An 18,891-nucleotide genomic window follows, 5' to 3' on the forward strand; every position below is an offset into this window, starting at 1 on the left:
GCACCTGCTCCGTCATTTCCCCGAGAGGCCCCCATGTCTTCCTCTTCCCTGCCGCTCAGCCGGCGCCGACTGCTGGCGTCGGCCGGCGCGGCCACGGCCTTCGGCCTGCTGCGGTTCGCCCCCGAGGCCGCCGCGACCGACGGCCCAGGAAGCTACACCGCGAGCTGGTCCTCCGTGGACCAGCACCCCCCGGCCCCGGCCTGGTTCCAGGACGCCAAGTTCGGCATCTACTACCACTGGGGCGTCTTCGGCGTTCCCGCGGTCGGGAACGAGTGGTATCCGCGCAACATGTACATCGGCGGCTCGGCCGAGAACAGACACCACATCGCCACCTACGGCGACCCCTCGGTCTGGCCGTACCACAACTTCATCGACGGCGCCCGCGACAAGGCCGGCAACTACGTGCAGTTCGCCCCCAAACCGGTTTCCCAGGGCGGCAAGTGGGATCCGGACGCCTGGGCCCAGCTCTTCAGGGCCGCGGGCGCCAGATTCGCCGGGCCGGTCGCCGAGCACCACGACGGCTTCTCCCTGTGGAACAGCCGCTCCAACCCGTGGAACTCGGTCCAGCACGGTCCCGGACTCGACCTGGTGGGTCTGCAGGCGCGGGCCATCCGCGGGCAGGGGCTGAAGTTCATGGCTTCGCTGCACCACGCCTACCACTTCAACGGCTACTACGACCACGTGCCGTCCCAGTCGGACCCCGCACTCCGCGTCCTCTATGCCCAGCAGGGCTCGGCCACGGAGAACAAGCTCTGGTACGACAAGCTGATCGAGATCCTCGACGGCTACCAGCCGGATCTGGTCTGGCAGGACTTCGACCTGAACCTGGTGCAGGAGTCCTACCGGCTCGAGTTCCTCGCGCACTACTACAACCAGGCGGTCTCGTGGAACAAGGACGTGGTCGCGACCTACAAGGACGGCCTCAACAACAAGGGTGAGGTCTTCGACTTCGAGCGCGGCGGCCCGGCAGGGCTGCTCACCCCCTACTGGCTGACCGACGACAGCATCTCCTCCTCCAGCTGGTGCTACACGGAGGGCATCGGCTACTACTCGGCACAGGCACTGCTGCACTCGCTGATCGACCGGGTCAGCAAGGGCGGCAGCATGCTGCTGAACATCGCCCCGATGTCCGACGGCACCATCCCCTCCGGACAGCGGTCCATCCTGCTCGCCATGGGCGACTGGCTCGGCCGCTTCGGAGAGGCGGTCTACTCCACTCGCTCCTGGACCAGTTACGGCGAGGGCCCCACCAAGATGGGCGGAGGCTCGTTCAGCGGACCGGTGGCCGGCAAACCGCAGGACGTCCGGTTCACCCGCAGCCGGGACAACAAGGTCCTCTACGCCACCGCGCTGGGCTGGCAGGGCGGGACCATGACCATCACGACACTGAACTCGAACCAGATCAACCTCAGCAGCCTGACCGGCGCCAAACTGCTGAACAGCACCGCCGGCGCCTACATCGACCTGCCGGCACCGGTCCAGGACGCCTCCGGCCTGCACCTCACCATGCCCTCGTCCAACCCACCGTTCAGCGCCCTGGCGTACACGGTCAAGCTCACCTTCTCCGGTGAGATCCCCGTCCTGGGCGCGCCGGGCGGCTCAACAACCTGGGTGAAGATCGCCAACGTGACCAGCGGACTGGCGCTCGACAGCGGGGGCGACGTCGCCCCCGGATCCAACCTCAAGCAGTGGAACTACGACGGGAGCACCAATCTGCAGTGGCAGCTGATCGACCTCGGCAACGGCTACTGCCGCATCATGAATCGCACCAACGGCATGGCCGCCGACAGCTGGGGCAACTCCGCCAACGGCGCTCCGGCCCGCCAGGAGGTCTGGAACGGCAGCAACAACCAGCAGTGGTCGCTCAGCAGCCTCGGTGGCAACCGCTATCAGCTCATCAATCGGGGCACCGGTACCGCCCTTGACGGCAGTGGGAGCGCCACGGCCGGCTCGACCACGGTGTTGTGGACTCCGAACTCCAGCACCAACAACGCATGGACCATCACCGGCGTGTGAACCATCCCACAGACACAGGCAGTGCGGCCCGCGCCGCGGCGGACGCCGACGTACACGGCGGACCGGGGATTATGTCCTTTGAGTCCGCCACCGTGCCGGCGGTCGAGAAGTTCGTCCGCTTCCAGAGCCCGAGCCGCACTGCCGCCATAAAGGCGGGCGCCTCGCGTAACCGCACGACCTCGTCCTCACCGCCCAGATCGGCCATCGCCGGGCCGCTTTCGTCGTCCGGTGACCGGGTTGGTCAGGTCGCGGTCGGTGCGCTGCGGGTGAGCAGTTCCCACGCGCAGCGGAAGCCGGTGTTGCCTCCGGTGCTGTCGGGGCTGTGGCCGGTGCGGGCGGCAACACGGTAGCGGTTGCAGTAGGACGCGTGGCACAGGTAGGAGCCCCCGCGCATGACCCGGGCGGTGCCGTGGCGGGGGCCGGTGGGGTTGACGCGGTCGACGGTGGTGCGGGGGTGAGCCGTGGCCCACCAGTCGGCGCACCATTCCCACACGTTGCCCACTGCTTCAACGCCCTCGCCCTGGTGCCCGGGGCGCCCGATCTGGCCTGGGACCAGTTCTTGCTGCCGTTTGACCACCAGGACGAGAGCGGGGCGCTGCCCGACTCGGTGACCCACTCGGAGGTCCTCTACCACTTCGTCAAACCACCCGTACACGGCTGGGCCCTGGCCCAGCTGCGCCGACGGCTGCCCGAACCGCCGGGCCGCGCGGAACTCACCGAGGTCCACCCCCGGCAGGAACGCTGGACGAAGTTCTGGCTCACCGCGCGCCACGCACCACACGCCGCTCTGCCTCACTACCAGCACGGCAACGACAGCGGCCGGGACAACGCCACGGCCTTCGATCCCGAGCGCGTGGTCGTCACCGCGGATCTGGCCGCGTTCGTCACTCTCCAGCTCCGCGAACTCGCCGCGACAGCAGACGGGTGGGGTCTTCCCGACGAGGCCCGCCGCTGGAGCCGAACCGTCGGCGCGACCCAGGCCGCGATGCTCGACGCGCTGTGGACAAAGGAACGGCTACTGGCGCGGTCCGATCTGGGCGCCCATCACCGTCCTCATCGAGGACGGACTGCGCCGCGCCGGGCGCTGCCGCCTCGCCGACGAGATCAGCACCCGTTTCCAGCAACTGTGCGAAACCCACGGCTTCGCCGAGAACGTCGACGCCCTCACCGGAATGGGCCTGCGTGACCGCGCCTGCACCTGGACCGCCAGCAGCCACCTCCTTCGCGCCGAGGCCCACGAACTCCGCCACCTCGCGACCACGTCACGGACTCGGCGGCGCGGCCAATCCGCGCGTTGAGGCACACCCACGTCAGTTCACGGAAGCGGAGAACGAGTTCACTGCGAGACCTGCCCTCTCCCTCGACGAGGCGCTGGAACGACTCCGCCGTTCCCTCGGCAAGTCCGCGGAATCCCTGGAGCAACGCTGCGACAACGTGCTCGCCGATCTGCTCCCCCGCCACCCGCACGACGATGTCGCGCTTCTGATCGCCCGCACCCACACCCTGCGAACGGACCGTGTGGCCACCCTCGAGATACCGCAGGAACCAGAATTCGTCGCTCATGCCCGATCCTGGGCCACCGGCCAACTCGCCCTGTGGGGCTGGGAGACAGCCAGCACCGTCACAGAGTTCGTGGTCAGTGAAATGGTTGACCAACGCCATCCGGCACGGCGCTCAGCCCGTGCGCCTCCGCCTGATCAAGGGAGCGAGCCTGATATGCGAGGTCGATGACGCCAGCAGCACCGCCCCACACCTCCGTCGAGCCCAGCTCTTCGACGAAGGAGGCCGCGGGCTGCTCCTCGTCGCCAAGGTGACCGACCGCTGGGGCACCCGGCACAGCCGCACGGGTAAGACGATCCGGTGCGAGCAGACCCCGCCCGTAGAAGGTGCGACCGACCTGGTGGCGATGGAATCCCAGGAACGGGCCGGGTGAGGGGCCACGGCACGTTCAGCAGGGAATGAGTACACGGTCCCATCGGGCGGTCGGTATCACTCAATCCGAGTGGCCTGAAAGCTCGTCGGCGCGGGCGATGATCAACCGGCGGACGACGACGGAGGATCGCGACGGACGGCTGTCCACCCGCTGGACCAGGCTGACCTCCACGGGCTCCGTGTCCGCCAGGGGGAACCGCACCAGACCGGCCGGGGGCGGTCGGGTGCCGAAGTGTGCCAGAAGGCCCACCCCGGCGCCTTGGGCGGCCATGGTCTGAACCGCTCCGGCCGACATCGCCTCGACCATCACCTCGGCGTCCGGGAGGTGTCGGCGCAGCCGCTGGTGCATCACGGTACCCGGTCTCATGGTGACGATCGGCCACTGGCCGAGGTCGTCCCAGGTGACCTCGTGCCGCCGGGTGAGCGGATGGTCCGGTCGGGTGTAGATGACGAGCGGCGCCGTCAGGAGCCGTCGGCGGGTGAGACCGCCCGGCGCGGGCCCGTCCGGTGTGGTGGTCACGGCGAGATCCAGGTCACCGGCCATCACCGCGTGTTCGATGTCGCCCGAGGAGCCTTCGCGCACGGAGAACCGCAGGCCCGGGTGGTCGGTGAGCAACCGCCCCATGACAGGGGCGACGATGGTCTCGACGGTCGCCGATCCCCCACCGATGGTCACCCGGCCCTGATAGGTCCCGTTGGAGGCCAGCGCTGCCTCGCGCACGGCGTCTTCGGCCGCCACGAGACGGGTGAACGGGCCGATGAGGGCCTCGCCGGCCGGCGTCGCGCGGACCCCTCCTGGGCTCCGGATCAGCAGAACGACGTCGAGCTCCTCCTCCAGTGTGGTGAGCTGCTGTCCGATCGTGGGCTGGCTGACGCCACAGGCTGCCGCCGCCGACCGAAGAGATCCCGTGCGCACCGCGGCGAGGAAGTACCGGGCCCGTTCGACTCGCATCCGCCCATGTTATTGCCTTTTTCTTTCACTGCTTCCAGTAAGCGGCATCTTCCCGCCGCGATGGTGCTGCGACATCGTGACATCGGTCTCGAATGACCGTGACGTTCCGATGCCTGTGAAAGGAAGATCCGTGTCCAGGCCCCTCACCGGTGTGCGTGTCCTCGACATCTCAACAGTTCTCGCCGGCCCTCTCGCCTCCTCCCTGCTCGGCGAGTTCGGTGCGGAGGTGATCAAGGTCGAACAGCCCGGGACCGGGGACCCTGCGCGCAGTTACCCGCCGCTGGAGGACGGTGTGTCCGTCGGCTGGGCGGTCGTCGGTCGCAACAAGTCCAGTGTGACCATCGACCTGCACCATCCGGAGGCCGCGGCGCTCGTCGGGCGGCTCGCCGCCACGGCCGACGTGGTGGTCACCAACTTCCGTCCCGCGACCCTGCGTCGGTTCTCCATCGACTTCGACGATCTGGTCGCCTACCGGCCCGACCTCGTCATGGTGCACGTGAGCGCCTTCGGGCGCACCGGCCCGTACGCCGACCGTCCCGGCTTCGCCCGTGTCGCCGAGGCTTTTGCCGGACTGACCCATAGAACGGGGTTCCCCGACGGTCCACCGGTGTTCGCCGGCTATCCGGTCGCCGATGGCGTCACCGGGATCTACGCCGCCTTCGCCGCCTTGCTCGCACTGCGCCAGCGTGACCGTACCGGTGAACCCCAATTGGCCGACATCGGCCTGTACGAACCCGTGTTGCGGATGATGGAGGACTTCATCGTCGACTACGACGCGACCGGTGAGGTCCGGGAGCGTCAGGGCAACGAGAACCCCCACATCAGCCCCAACAACCTCTACCGGACCGGCGACGGACGCTGGCTGGCTCTACCGGCCTCGACCGACCAGATGTGGCGGCGGTTGATCATGGTGATGAAGGCTCCGGATCTCGCGGTCCATGACTCCATGACGGCCCGGATCGAGCACCGCGCGGAGATCGAAGGCCGGGTGGCCGCTTTCGTGGCCGCTCATGACCTCACGTCCTTGACGGAACTGCTGACCGAGGCGGGGGTGGCCTGCGGACCGGTGTACACGGCGGCCGACATCTGCGCCGATCCCCATATGCGAGCCCGCGGGTCGGTGGTCGAGGTGACCGCAGGGCACGACGGTCGCACCCGCCTGGTCCAGGGCTCCGCCGGACGTTTCTCGGGATTCGAGCAGAGGATCGACGGCGGCGCTCCTCGCCTGGGTGAGCACACCCGCGCCGTGTTGGAGGATCTCGGCCTCGCCTCGACCGCCATCGACGACCTCGCCGCCCGAGGCGTCGTCTGAACCAGGAGGCACACATGTCCATGGCCGACGTCTCCATCGTCGTTCTCATCGCCCTCTTCGTGGCGACCGTCCTCCCGAGGTTCAACCTCGGACTGGCGGCCCTCCCGGCCGCGTTCCTGGTCGGTCTCGCCTCGGATCGCACCGCCGACGAGGTGACGGCGTTCTTCCCCGGCGACTTCTTCGTGCTGATCGTCGGGGTCACGGCGCTGTTCGCCGTCGCGCAGATCAACGGCACCCTCGACTGGCTCCTCGACGGAATGCTCCGTCTGGCCGGTGGACGCGCGCCACTGGTCGCCTTGGTTCCGTTCCTGATCGGCGGCGTGCTGACAGCGATCGGCACACTCCCGGTCGCCGCCACCGCCATCGTCGCGCCCCTCGCGCTCGGACTCGCCGCGCGCTATGGGATACCCCTTTTCCTCGCAGCGGTGCTCGGCATCACGGGCATCATCAGCGGGCTCCTCTCGCCTCTGGCCGTCTACGGCACCACCGCGCGCCGACTGGGGGACAAACTGGGTATCGGTCTGCCCGACTCCGCCCCGGTCAGCTTCTTCCTCGGCGGAATTCTGGCCGGCCTCGCCATCTCGGCCGGTTGTCTCGTCGTCGGGTTCCGCAGCGGCGCCATGCCACGCGGCCGCGTGGCGCCGACCACGCCGACCGGACTCCACGCCACCCCCGCGCCCTCTGGCCGCCGGTCCGGCGCCGGCGCCGCCGCCGGACCGGCGGCCGGAGGAACCACCGAGCGTCCCCTGCCGTCAGACACGTCCCATGCCTCCCGGGTCCTCACTCTCGTGTGCCTGCTGGCCGTAGTGGTGCTCTCGGTCGGCTTCGACGTCAACATCGGCTACCTGGGCGTTACCGCCGCGGTCCTCCAGCAACTCGTCCTCCGGCTGGAGCCGAACGACATCATCTCCCGAATCCCCTGGAACGTCGTGCTGCTGATCGGGGGGCTGCTCACCTACATCGGGCTGATGCAGGACCTGGGGGCCTTCACCCGGATCAGTGACCTGCTGCGCGTGGAGGGGGCACCGATGTTGAGTCTGCTCGTCCTGTGCTACATCGCCGGTGTCACGTCTTTCGCCGCGAGCTCCATCGCCGTCTTCACGACGACCGTGCCGCTGGTTCCCGCCGTGGTCGCCGAAGGCGCTTCGCCGGTCGGCTCCGTGCTCGCGGTCGCGTTGGCCTCGATACTGGTCGACATCAACCCGCTGGGTATCACAGGTGGCCTGCTCCTCGGCGCCGCTGAGCCGGAGGACCGTCCACGGCTCTTCCGGCAGTTGCTGACCTGCGGGCTCGTGTCCGTGGCCGTCGGTCCCGTGCTGGCCTGGGGCGCCTTCGGCTGGTGGTGACTGACGCGGTGGCTGGGGCCGGACGGCCACCGTCCGGCCCCACCCCCTCCGAACCCTGGCTGGCATACGCCGATCTACTCATCCCCGATCCACCAGCGTTTCGCCTCCGGCCGCACTCCCTCGGCCGTCGCCGGAACCCGGTCCACGAAGTCATGCGTGTCGGACCGGTCGCCATCGAGGGCACCAGTCTGTGCCCGTCGACAACAGCTGCCCCACAGCGGGGCTGACGTAGTTCCCGTGCCGGTCCGGGGCCCGGCGCATCCCGCTGAGCGAGAGACGGCTCCCGGAGGGTTCGGCCGGCGGCCGTTCCTCCGCACGACGTCGATCGACGCCCCCGAGCGTGAGGAACGGTCGTCCGGCTGTCTCAGGAAGGACTTGAACCCAGCAGGTCAGGCGAACTGCCGAGGTCGCGCAACAGGATCAGAGACCGAAGAACTGCACGGCTGCGGCCGCCATGCCACCCATCGGCAGTTGGTGCCCGGCCCCGGAGACGCTGATGGCTTCCAGCCGCACAGCGCCGTCGGTCCCGGCGAAGCGCTGCCGCGTCCAGCTCGGCTGCGGCTGGTCCGTCGAGGTCGGGGTCTGGCTCAGCCCGAAGACGTCCGTCCACTGCTTGGTCTCTTCCTGCATGAGCTGGAAAGGCACGAGTGTGTCGTTGGTGCCGTGCCAAAGCTGCACGCGAGGACGGGTGCCGGAGTAGCCCGGGTACGCCTGCCGGACCAGGTTTCCCCATTCCTGCGCCGTCTTGTGCATGTTCCCACTCACACACTTGCTCGTCCACGGTGGGAAGTCGGCCTCGTTCACGAAGCAACCAAAGGGGACTCCCATGAACGCCGAGCCGGCCTTGAAGACGTCCGGGTAGTCGGCCAGCAGCGCACTGGTCTCCATGCCGCCGGACGAGCTGCCGGTGACGAAGACCCGCTGGGAGTCTCCGTTGTAGTGCTGTTCCACATAAGACACCATCGAGATGACCGAGACCGGGTCGCTGCCGCCGTTGTGGTGTTTCGAGGCATCGGACCACACGTCGAAGCAATTGCTCATCGCCGTCTGCTTCGTGGCGGTCGGGTAGATGACGACGAAGCCGCGCTGGTCGGCCAGCGACGCGAACTCGCTGCTCTGGTAGAACCCCGGCCCCGAGCCACCACAGCCGTGCATGGCGACCACGATCGCCGGCTTGGCCGGACGGGAGTCCGGTACGTACACGTGCATGCGCAGATTGCCCGGATTGCTACCGAAGCTGGTCACCTCCACGAGCGAAGCCGCCGTTGCCTGCGGCGCGAGAACAAGACCAGAGACGAGGAGTGCGAAGGCGCCGGCGACAGCCACCAGCACGGTTCTGATTGCCGTCATGATGCAACCACCTCCTAGTGATCACGAGATTCGCTCACGAGATTAGGCATGCTCATGACATCCGACAATATTGTGCCCAATGTTGGCGCAAGGCGCTCCCAGGCACCCCCAGGAGCGACGCACTCTCCGCTCGGCGGCCGAAATCCGCCCCTACTCGCCCAGCGCGCTTCCCCGCGCCACAAGGACGGGCGATCTCCCCACAGACTCGCCCACTCGCCATCGAACGCACTGGCCACCAGGGGCGCCGAGCACATTATGAAAACTTCCGGAACCTTTCTAGATTCTTTTTCGCTGAGTACGACTCTCCCAGCACACCGACACGGCATTTCCCTCACGATCCAACAGCCTCAGGTCAGCTATGTGATGCGGAATCAGCCATCCACACAGGAACCAACTGCGATCGATAATTTCCGGAAGCATCCGACGGCCTCACCCATTGGCGCGCTCGACGGGCCGCCCACCATGCCTACCGTTCAACGGCCCGGTCGTCGCTCGACACCCGGGCCTTGACCCTCGACCGCGGCGATGACGAGCCGCAACGGGAGTACTAGCCGCGCCCGACTGACGCTGCTATAACCGACACCACTGATTGAATCGTTTTAGCCGCCCTGTCGGCGACATTTGGCCGATACCCCTTGCGAAAGGTCCTCAACGTGTGCGGACGCAGCAGACTCATGTCTGCCCAAGGTGTGCTCGCGCCGCTTGGTGCCGCTGCGCTCCTCCTGGCCACGGTGCTGGTCACCGGCAGCCCGGCTGCCGCCGTGGACAGCGGACTCCAGGTTCGCGGCGCCACTGTCGATGGTCGGGCAGATCCGCTCGGAGTCGACGCCGCTCGCCCTCTGCTGGGGTGGAAGCTGAACACCGAGTCGCGCAACGTCGTGCAGTCGGCCTACCAGGTCCTGGTCGCCACGTCCGCCGAGCAGTTGGCGCACGACCAGGGCAACGTCTGGGACAGCGGTAAACGACGCTCCGACGAGTCCGTGGGGGTGCCCTACGGCGGTCAGCTGCCCGCGCCCCGCACGCGCTATTACTGGAAGGTTCGCGTCTGGGACGGGCAGGGCAGGGCGTCGGCGTGGAGTGCCCCCTCCTTCTGGGAGACGGCGCTGCGCGCGCCCGAGGACTGGGAGGGCGCGCGGTGGATCGGCCCATCTGATCCGAAGGCCGGGGCTCCCCTGCTGCGCAAGGAGTTCTCCCTGGACAAGGAGGTGGCCGGCGCGCGGGCGTATGTGGCTGGTCTCGGCTTCCACGAGCTGCGCCTGAATGGTGCGAAGGTCGGCGACCGTGTCCTCGCACCGGCGAACACGCCCTACGACCGGCGGGTGCTGTACGACACGTACGACGTGACGAACGCGCTGCGCAAGGGTGGCAATACCGTGGGGTTGTGGCTGGGCCACGGCTTCGGAGACAACTTCAGCCGGTACGGCTTCCGTTGGAATGGTCAGCGGCAGGCGATCATGCTGCTGGACGTCACCTTCACCGACGGTACCCGGCGTCGCCTCACCACCGACCCGTCCTGGAAGTGGTCCATCGGGCCGATCACCGCGGATGACGTGTACGACGGTGAGTCCTACGACGCCCGGAAGGAACAGGCCGGGTGGGACGAGCCGGGCTTCGACGACGGTTCCTGGGAAAACGTGTCGGTGGTGGATGCGCCACGGGGCTCACTGCGGTCCAACACCATGCCGCCGGTCCGGGTGACGGACACGCTGAAGCCCAGGAAGGTGACCGAGATCCGACCGGGCACCGACGTCTACGACTTCGGCCAGAACATCGCCGGCTGGGCCCGCCTGAGTGCCAAGGGCGCGGCCGGCACACGCATCACCCTGCGTACGGCCGAGGAACTCAATGCCGACGGCACGCTGGACACCGTCACCAATCGGGATGCCGCGGCGACCGACACCTTCACCCTCGCGGGGACGGGCCGTCGCGAGACCTATGAACCGCGCTTCAGCTACCACGGCTTCCGCTACCTGGAGGTCACGGGCTTCCCCGGGACGGCAGGCCTCGGGGACGTGCGCGCACGCGTCGTCCACGCGGATGTGCCGTCGACCGGCACCTTCAGCTCCTCCAGCGAGCTTCTCAACCGCATCTGGCACAACAACCGCTGGAGCATCCTCAACAACTCCATGAGCACGCCCACCGATACCCCGGTCCGCGACGAGCGCACCCCTCCGGCCATGGACGTCCAGGCCTACCGGGACGCGGCGACGCGCGAATTCGGCATGGGGAGCTTCTACGCGAAGTATCTGCGGGACCTGCCGCCGGGCACCGCGCTGCCCTCTGACGACGTCAAGGCACAGTACCCCGACATGGCCGGCGGGCAGGTCACCTTGGCCTGGACCCTGTACGAGCAGTACCGCGATCGGGACGCACTGGAGACGGCCTATCCGGACATGAAGCGGTTCGTGGACCGCAACGCCACCGAGGTTCCCGGCCTCATCTGGCCTGCGGACAAGGGCTTCGGCGACTGGTGCCCGCCCGATCACGGGCCGCAGGCCAACGACGGCATGGGCAGCCCCACCGCCGGGGACTGCACCAGCGAGGTCTCGCTGGTCAACACCGCCCTCTCCTACCAGCAGGCCCGGGCCGCTGCGAAGGCCGCGGGCGTCCTCGGGCACCGGCAGGACGCGCGCCATTTCCAGTCCCTGGCAGGCCGCATCAAGAGCGCGTTCAACGCGCACTTCCTCAATGAGGCCGGTGACACGTACGGCAGCGGACGCCAAGTGACCAGCATCCTCCCGCTGGCGTTCGGGCTCGTGCCCGCCGACAAGGTCGACGACGTCGGCGACCAACTCGCCCGGACCATCGTCGAGCACGACGCCAACCACTTGGACACCGGCATCTTCGGCACCCGCTACCTGGTCGACGCGCTGGCCCGCACCGGACGGATCGACTTGGCGATGACCATGCTCCACCAACGCACGTATCCCGGATTCGGCTTTCAGCTCGCCAAGGGGGCCACCACCACCTGGGAACAGTGGCTCTACCGCTCCTCGATGGAAACCCACGACCACGCGATGTTCGCCGGTATCAACACCTCGCTGTACACCGTTCTCGCCGGGATCCGGCCCACCGAGCCCGGCTACCGCGACATCGCGGTCGAGCCACGGATCCCCGCCTCCCTCGACCAGGTGTCCGCCTCTCAGGAAACAGTGCGTGGCCGCGTCGCCAGCAGCTGGAAGAAGACACGGGCCACCCTGCGACTGACCGTCACCATCCCGGCCAACAGCCGCGCGGTGGTACGGGTACCCCTGACGCACAGGGGCCAGTACGTTCAAGCCCCCACCGAAGCCAGGAAGACACAGGTCACCGACCAAACGGTCGCGTACCGCGTCGGCTCCGGAACCTGGACGTTCACCGTTCAGGCCCCTTGACGGTGAACGGGACGCCCCTCAGTGGGCCGGCCATGCTGAGGTTTCCCGGACCTGCTGGAGCGGTCGGGAAAGGTCCCCGCCCCGCCGAGGCTGTTCGGTGGGGCGCGGCACACGTCGGCGCGGCGTCGTTCCAGTGCCTGGATCTGCTGCTTCTGGTGCCCCGGTTGACACCCGGCCGGGCGACGACCGCGGTGTTACTGAGAGCCATGCTGTCAACTACTCGGCCCTGAAGGACCGAGCTTGTCGACTCAGTCCGGAGGGCTCCGTTTGTGCTCTGCACGTCGTAGTTCCACGACAGGCAGCGCTCGTCGTAGGTGTGCGCCGCCTCCGGGCGGGCGATGGGCTTGGACTCCGCCTTGCGACGGCGCTTCGACCCGTCGGGGCCGAGGTTTCCGGCCTCGACGTTGGCCCGCAGCGTCGTGTGGGCGTCGGTAACCCGCTGGCCACGACTCACACGGCGACGAGCAAGCTCAAGAGCGACTCACTAGGTGAGGGCCGCTTGCCAGGAGGTGCCGTTACTGGCGGCGTCGCCTCCCAGGCGGTCGCGGGCGGCGGTGTCGCCGTACAGGCTCCAGCGGAACCAGTCCAGGAAGGTGTTCTTGGTCTGGGCATAGTACCGGTAGTCCGGGGTCAGGTACTGGCCGTGGTCCGCCCCGACGTGAGTGAGGAACGCCTTGGGCGACGGGAGCTCCGCGTATGCGGCGCGCGCCGAGTTGTAGTCGCAGGTCGGGTCGTGGTCACCATGGATGAACAGCACATTGGCGCGGAGGCCAGCGGGGTTGCCCATGTCCACACAGGCGACCGGGACGGCGGCAACGATGCGATTGTCCGGCCAGGAGGTGAGGAGTCCGTGGGTGGTCATCCCGCCCATCGAGTGACCTGACACACCGACACCGGCGCGGGTGTCGATGTGCCCTGCGAACGGGTCGCCCGCGGTGTTGTTGAGCGCCAGCGTCCGGGTGAGGACCTCGGAGACGTCCTTCGACCAGTTGCCGTTGTAGACGCTGCCGATGTTGGTGTTGTCGGAGAACGAGGGGGCGGGGCAGATGAAGCCCGCGGAGGCCAGATCGTGGGTCTGCGAGGAGTAGCAGTCGGAGTTGCACCCCATGCCGTGGCTCCACTCGGCGATGGGGAAGGTGCCGTTGGCGACGGGCGCGTTCGGGATGGGGTTGCCGCCCGCGGTGCCGGAGGCCGGATAGAAGATCTTCGTGGTCAGTTGGCGGTTGCCACGCGACCAGTTGAACTGGCGCACGCCGATGGCGAACTGCGCGGTGGGGGCCTGCCGCGGTGAGGCCATCCGTGGTGACAGGGTGCCGGCGGCCGCGCTGCCGCCGAGCAGGGACATGCCCACGCCCGTGGCCGCGGCCGCGCCGAGACCCAGTAAGGTACGCCGTCGCATCGACATTGGTGACTCCTTGTTGTTGTAGAGGTGAGCGGGGCACACGGGCGCGGTGCGCCAGCGTGAGAGGGAACCCGCAGAGGTTGCTCCGGGGGGCGGATACGGGCGTCAGTCCGGCGGTGGAACGGCCGCCACCGCCGGAGGCGCGAGCCCGGCGGTAGGGCGAAGTGGTCGCCGTCCAGGGTGGTGATGGCCGTCGCGGTGCGGTCGGCCCGGCGTTGTCGCGCCCGGGACGGTGAGGAAGACGCGCCTGTTGATCGTCATGACATGGCCTTCCGGCGGCACGTGCGGAGGCGGGAGCACGGGACGGGCAGCGGAGCGCGCCGATACATCCCATGTTCCTCTAGGGGTCCCACGGGAGCTTTGGGGCTGTCAAGAGGCTTGACGTCGAACGATACGGGCGCCTGTTGCGGAATTCGGGACGACAGCCCTGTGGCATGGGCGGCGAGAGAGGCCAGACATCACATGTCGCCGACGATTCCGCCCCGCGGGACCACCGCCGGACTGCGGTTTTCATCGCGATCTCCACACCCGCCCGGTGTTCGGTCTTGACAGCCTTCGGGGCTCCCCTATCATCCATCTCTGTCCGGTGTTTCGACAGCAGTTCGAGATATCAAACAATCGCTTCTTGTGCCCCACTCCATCCAGCTGACCCGCGGCGCGGCCCGACATGTCATGTCTCTGATCAGATTCCCCTCCAGGAGGAGACGGTGCAGTCTTCATTGGTTTCCGTGCCGGGCGGTGTGTCCCGTAGACAGCGTTCGCCCGCCACCTTGGCCACGGGCTCGGTGCTGATGTTGGTTGCGGTACTGGTGGCGGTGTTCGGCCGACCGGTGCCGGCGTCCGCAGCCGGCACCGGCCCCTGTGACATCTACGCGTCGGGCGGCACGCCTTGTGTGGCCGCGCACAGCACGGTGCGGGCGCTCTATGGCTCGTACGCCGGCAAGCTGTACCAGGTCAGGCGCTCGTCCGACAACGCGACCCGGGACATCGGCGCCCTGACGGCAGGCGGCGTCGCCGACGCCGCCGCCCAGGACTCGTTCTGCGCGGGTACCTCATGCGCCATCACCTGGGTCTACGACCAGTCCGGGCACGGCAACAACCTGGGCTACCAGGGGCCGGGCGGAGTCGGTGGCTCCGACATCGCCGCGAACGCGACGAGTGAATCGCTGACGGTCGGGGGCAACAGGGCCTACTCGCTGTACATCAATCCCAAGAACAGCTACTGGCGCGACGGCCACACGACGGGCGTCCCCACCGGCAGCGCTCCCGAGGGCATGTACATGGTGACCAGCGGCACGCACGTCAACGGCGGCTGCTGCTTCGACTACGGCAACAGCGAGACCACCCGCAAGGCCGACGGCCCCGGAGCCATGGACGCGATCAACTTCAGCACGCAGTGCTGGTTCGGCGGATGTTCCGGGAACGGCCCATGGGTCCAGGCAGACCTCGAATGGGGCCTGTACTCCGGGGGCAGCCAGTCCTGGAACCCGAACCAGCGGGCCTTCACCAGCAAGTTCGTCACCGCGACACTGAAGAACAACGGGACGAGTCGGTTCGCGATCAAGGGCAGCAACGCGCAGTCAGGGAGCCTGACCACCCTGTACGCCGGCTCCCTCCCCAGTGGGTACAGCCCGATGAAGAAGCAGGGGGCCATCATTCTGGGCAGCGGCGGTGACTGCTGCAACGGCAACACCAACCTCAGCGCCGGAACGTTCTACGAGGGAGCCATGGTCTCCGGCTACCCCTCCGACCAGACGGAGAACGCCGTGCAGGCCAATATCACCGCGGCCGGCTACCGCTGAACCGGGGCGCTTCCCGTTCCCGACGGCCGCTGCCCTCTTCTGTGACCATCCCGGTCGGTCACCAGGCACCACCGGGTGCGGCGGCCGTCATGCCGGGTCAGCAGCCTGTCCGGCATCCGTCGGCCGCCGCATCCCGCGCACCGCGGGCGATCGCCTCGCCGCATCCTTCCAGGAAGGAACCATCTGGTGTCGAAACCACGCAGACGATTACTCCGCTTCCTCACCGCTGCCGCGCTGATCGGCACCGTCTTCACCACGGCCTCGGTCCACTCGACCGCCCAGGCGGCCCCGGGCAGTCCGGCGCTCACCCCGCCGCTGGGCTGGAACAGCTGGAACAGCTTCGGGTGCGGGGTCACCGAGGCACAGGTCCGTCAGGCCGCCGACGCGATGGTCTCCTCGGGCCTGCGGGACGCCGGTTACCGATACGTGGTGGTCGACGACTGCTGGTTCGACCCGCAACGCGACACCGCGGGCAACTTGCGGGCCAACCCGACAAAATTTCCGAGCGGGATGAAGGCGCTCGGGGACTACATCCACGGGAAGGGCTTGAAGTTCGGCATCTACCAGGTGCCCAACGAGCGCACATGCGCGCAGGGCGGGGGCAGTTACCCGGGCTCCACGGGCAGCAAGGGTCATGAGACCCAGGACGCTCGCACGTTCGCCTCGTGGGGTGTGGACTACCTCAAGTACGATTGGTGCTCCTCCGCCGGCACCCGGGACGAGCAGGTCGCGCGGTTCACGCTCATGCGCGACGCACTGCGCGCGACCGGGCGCCCGATCGTCTACAGCATCAACCCGAACAGCTACCACGCCATCACCGGCGACACATACAACTGGGGCGAGGTCGCCGACCTGTGGCGGACGACCGAGGACCTGCTCGACATCTGGCAGAACGGCAACACCAACAGCTACCCGATGGGCGTGGGCAACGTCGTGGACGTCACCGCGCCGCTGGCCGCGCAGTCGGGTCCGGGCCACTGGAACGACCCCGACATGCTCGTCGTCGGCCGCCCCGGGCTGTCGCTGACCGAGTCCCGCTCCCACTTCGCCCTGTGGGCACTGATGGCCGCGCCGCTCATGGCGGGCAACGACATCCGCACCATGTCGGCCGAGGTGAGCGCGGTCCTGCGCAACCCGCGCCTGCTGGCGGTGAACCAGGACCCGCTGGGCGCGGGCGGGCGCAGGGTGCGCGACGACGGAGACACCGAGGTGTTCGCCAAGCCCCTGTCCGACGGCTCGGTCGCCGTGGGCCTTTTCAACCGGGGGAACAGCACGGCGACCGTCACCGCTACGACGGCGCAAGTCGGCCTGTCCGGTGGGTCGTTCACCCTCACCGACCTGTGGACCGGCGGCACATCGAGCACATCCGGACAGGTCTCGGCGAGTGTGCCCGCACACGGCGTCGCCGCGTTCCGGGTGACCGGCGGCACTCCGCTGGCCGCCACCACGTCCCGGCTGCGCGGTGACGGGTCCGGCCGTTGTCTGGACGTGGAGAACGCCTCGACCGCGGCCGGGGCGAGGGTGCTGATCCGGGACTGTCACACGGCCGCCAACCAGCTGTGGACCACCTGGGCCGGCGGCGAGATACGCGTCTTCGGCGACAAGTGCCTGGACGCTTACGACCAGGGCACCGCCAACGGCACACACATCATCACCTGGCCCTGCAACGGGCAGGACAACCAGAGGTGGACACTCGACGCGAACGGTTCGATCCGCAATGTCCACGCCGGCCTGTGCCTGGACGTCGATCAAGCCGGCACCGCCAACGGAACCCCGCTGATCCTGTGGACCTGCAACGGTCAGGGCAACCAGAGGTGGACCCGCGCATGAGGAGACGACCACAACCCACTCGTACGAGACTCACGCGGGCGGTCGCCTGGGCGGCGAGTCTCCTGCTGGCCTTCGTCCTCGTGCCCGCCGCGATGTATCCCACGGAGGCCAGGGCGGACAACCCGATCGTGCAGCACATCTACACCGCCGACCCCGCGCCTTTGGTCCATGACGGCCGCGTCTACCTCTACACCGGGCACGACGAGGACAACTCGACCAACTTCGCCATGAAAGAGTGGCGGGTGTGGTCCTCCGCCGACATGGTCAACTGGACCGACCACGGCTCCCCGCTCAGTGTGGCCTCCTTCAGCTGGGCGTCCGCCAACGCCTGGGCGGGTCAGGTCGTCAATCGCAACGGAAAATTCTACTGGTACGTGCCGACAACGGAGCGCGCAACCGGCCGCATGGCCATCGGCGTGGCGGTGTCGGACAGCCCGACCGGACCGTTCCGCGACGCCCTCGGCCACCCGCTGGTGGGGAACGGCGAGATCGACCCGACCGTCTTCGTCGACGACGACGGACAGGCGTATCTGTACTGGGGCAATCCGAACCTCTGGTACGTCAGACTGAACGCCGACATGATCTCCTACTCCGGCAGCCCGGCCAAGATCCCACTCACCACCGCGGGCTTCGGCACCCGCACTGGTGATCCCAACCGGCCCACGCTGTTCGAGGAAGGGCCCTGGGTCTACAAGCGAGGCGGTCTGTACTACATCGTGTACGCCGCCAAGTGCTGCTCGGAGTTCATCGCCTACTCCACCGCCCCCGGCCCGACCGGACCGTGGACCTACCGCGGAACGATCATGCCCACGCAGGGCGCCAGCTTCACCAACCACCCGGGCGTCGTCGACTTCAAAGGCAATTCATATTTCTTCTACCACAACGGCGCGCTTCCGGGCGGGAGTGGCTACACCCGCTCGGTCGGCGTGGAGAAGTTCTCCTACCACCCCGACGGCACCATCCCGACGATCAACATGACCAGTACGGGGGCGCCCCAGGTCGGCACACTCGACCCATACATCCGCCAGGAGGCCGAAACGATCGCCTGGGAATCCGGGATCGAGACCGAGCCGTCCAGCGAGGGAGGAATGAACGTCGGGTACACCGAGAACGGCGACTACATCAAGGTCAAGGGTGTCGCTTTCGGCGCGGGTCCGTCCTCCTTCACCGCACGCGTGGCCTCGGCGACCGGCGGCAGCACCATCGAACTGCGTCTGGGTGGCCCCAACGGAACGGTCGTGGGCCGGTGCGCCGTGCCGAACACCGGCGGCTGGCAGACCTGGACGACGGTGTCCTGCCCGGTCAGCGGCCCCACGGGCACGCAGGACCTGTATCTGCGGTTCGCGGGCGGCAGCGGCTACCTGGTCAACGCGGACTGGTGGCGGTTCACCGCCGACGCCACCACTGTCCCGGGACGGGCAGGCGGGTGACCGCTGACGCGCGGCCGGGCCCCGCCACCGCGACGGCCTCGTCGTGGTGGCGGTGGGCGCACCGGCCCCACCTGGCCGGGTGCCGCGGGGACGGCACCGGTTCGTGCAGTCCGATCGTGCCGGACTGGCGCTGAAGCCGGCGTGC

General features: G+C 68.2%; 11 protein-coding genes and 2 pseudogenes. 9 read left to right on the top strand and 4 right to left on the bottom strand.

The genetic code is table 11. From position 1 onward, the window contains the following. Positions 1-33: 33 nt before the first annotated feature. Complete coding sequence (locus ACFYOY_RS41120; RefSeq protein ID WP_388592834.1) at positions 34-2,016, top strand: alpha-L-fucosidase; 1,983 nt, start codon at positions 34-36, stop codon at positions 2,014-2,016. 241 nt (positions 2,017-2,257) lie between these two features. Here ACFYOY_RS41120 and ACFYOY_RS41125 read toward each other — a convergent pair whose 3' ends face one another. Then, positions 2,258-2,509 (bottom strand): formylglycine-generating enzyme family protein, encoded by a 252-nt coding sequence (locus tag ACFYOY_RS41125; RefSeq protein ID WP_388592836.1) that lies wholly within the window; start codon positions 2,507-2,509, stop codon positions 2,258-2,260. A 6-nt stretch (positions 2,510-2,515) separates the two neighbouring features. Here ACFYOY_RS41125 and ACFYOY_RS41130 point away from each other — a divergent pair. Then, positions 2,516-3,314 (top strand): annotated as a pseudogene (locus ACFYOY_RS41130) (glycogen debranching protein); the annotation flags it as partial. Between the two features lie 350 nt (positions 3,315-3,664). Further along, entirely contained in the window at positions 3,665-3,949 is a 285-nt protein-coding gene (locus tag ACFYOY_RS41135; RefSeq protein WP_351903940.1) for an ATP-binding protein, read from the top strand. A gap of 60 nt (positions 3,950-4,009) precedes the next feature. Here the strand turns inward: ACFYOY_RS41135 and ACFYOY_RS41140 are convergent, their stop codons facing one another. Continuing rightward, positions 4,010-4,900, bottom strand: coding sequence for a LysR family transcriptional regulator (locus ACFYOY_RS41140; RefSeq protein WP_351903937.1), 891 nt, complete (start codon positions 4,898-4,900; stop codon positions 4,010-4,012). 130 nt (positions 4,901-5,030) lie between these two features. On the opposite strand from ACFYOY_RS41140, the gene ACFYOY_RS41145 reads away from it, so the two are divergent. After that, positions 5,031-6,212, top strand: coding sequence for a CoA transferase (locus ACFYOY_RS41145; RefSeq protein WP_351903934.1), 1,182 nt, complete (start codon positions 5,031-5,033; stop codon positions 6,210-6,212). A gap of 14 nt (positions 6,213-6,226) precedes the next feature. Continuing rightward, positions 6,227-7,558 carry an SLC13 family permease gene (locus tag ACFYOY_RS41150; RefSeq protein WP_388592839.1) on the top strand — a complete coding sequence of 444 codons (1,332 nt, stop codon included), beginning with the start codon at positions 6,227-6,229 and terminating at the stop codon, positions 7,556-7,558. Between the two features lie 420 nt (positions 7,559-7,978). Here the strand turns inward: ACFYOY_RS41150 and ACFYOY_RS41155 are convergent, their stop codons facing one another. After that, on the bottom strand, positions 7,979-8,890 hold the full coding sequence (locus ACFYOY_RS41155; RefSeq protein WP_351903928.1) for a PHB depolymerase family esterase: 912 nt from the start codon (positions 8,888-8,890) through the stop codon (positions 7,979-7,981). Between the two features lie 692 nt (positions 8,891-9,582). Between ACFYOY_RS41155 and ACFYOY_RS41160 the strand changes: the two genes are divergently transcribed. Further along, entirely contained in the window at positions 9,583-12,282 is a 2,700-nt protein-coding gene (locus ACFYOY_RS41160; RefSeq protein ID WP_351903925.1) for a family 78 glycoside hydrolase catalytic domain, read from the top strand. A 484-nt stretch (positions 12,283-12,766) separates the two neighbouring features. Here the strand turns inward: ACFYOY_RS41160 and ACFYOY_RS41165 are convergent, their stop codons facing one another. Further along, positions 12,767-13,687 (bottom strand): alpha/beta hydrolase family protein, encoded by a 921-nt coding sequence (locus ACFYOY_RS41165; RefSeq protein WP_388592843.1) that lies wholly within the window; start codon positions 13,685-13,687, stop codon positions 12,767-12,769. Between the two features lie 845 nt (positions 13,688-14,532). On the opposite strand from ACFYOY_RS41165, the pseudogene ACFYOY_RS41170 reads away from it, so the two are divergent. The 3 genes and pseudogenes from ACFYOY_RS41170 to ACFYOY_RS41180 all read left to right on the top strand — a co-directional run. After that, positions 14,533-15,486: pseudogene (locus ACFYOY_RS41170) on the top strand (arabinofuranosidase catalytic domain-containing protein); the annotation flags it as partial. Positions 15,487-15,672: 186 nt separating this feature from the next. Continuing rightward, positions 15,673-17,316 (top strand): glycoside hydrolase family 27 protein, encoded by a 1,644-nt coding sequence (locus ACFYOY_RS41175; RefSeq protein ID WP_388592846.1) that lies wholly within the window; start codon positions 15,673-15,675, stop codon positions 17,314-17,316. Next, entirely contained in the window at positions 17,313-18,746 is a 1,434-nt protein-coding gene (locus ACFYOY_RS41180) for a glycoside hydrolase family 43 protein (RefSeq protein ID WP_351903919.1), read from the top strand. The genes ACFYOY_RS41175 and ACFYOY_RS41180 overlap by 4 nt, the downstream gene beginning before the upstream one ends. Positions 18,747-18,891 lie beyond the last annotated feature (145 nt).

The sequence above is a fragment of the Streptomyces sp. NPDC007875 genome, from assembly GCF_042868035.1.
Lineage (GTDB): Bacteria > Actinomycetota > Actinomycetes > Streptomycetales > Streptomycetaceae > Streptomyces > Streptomyces antimycoticus.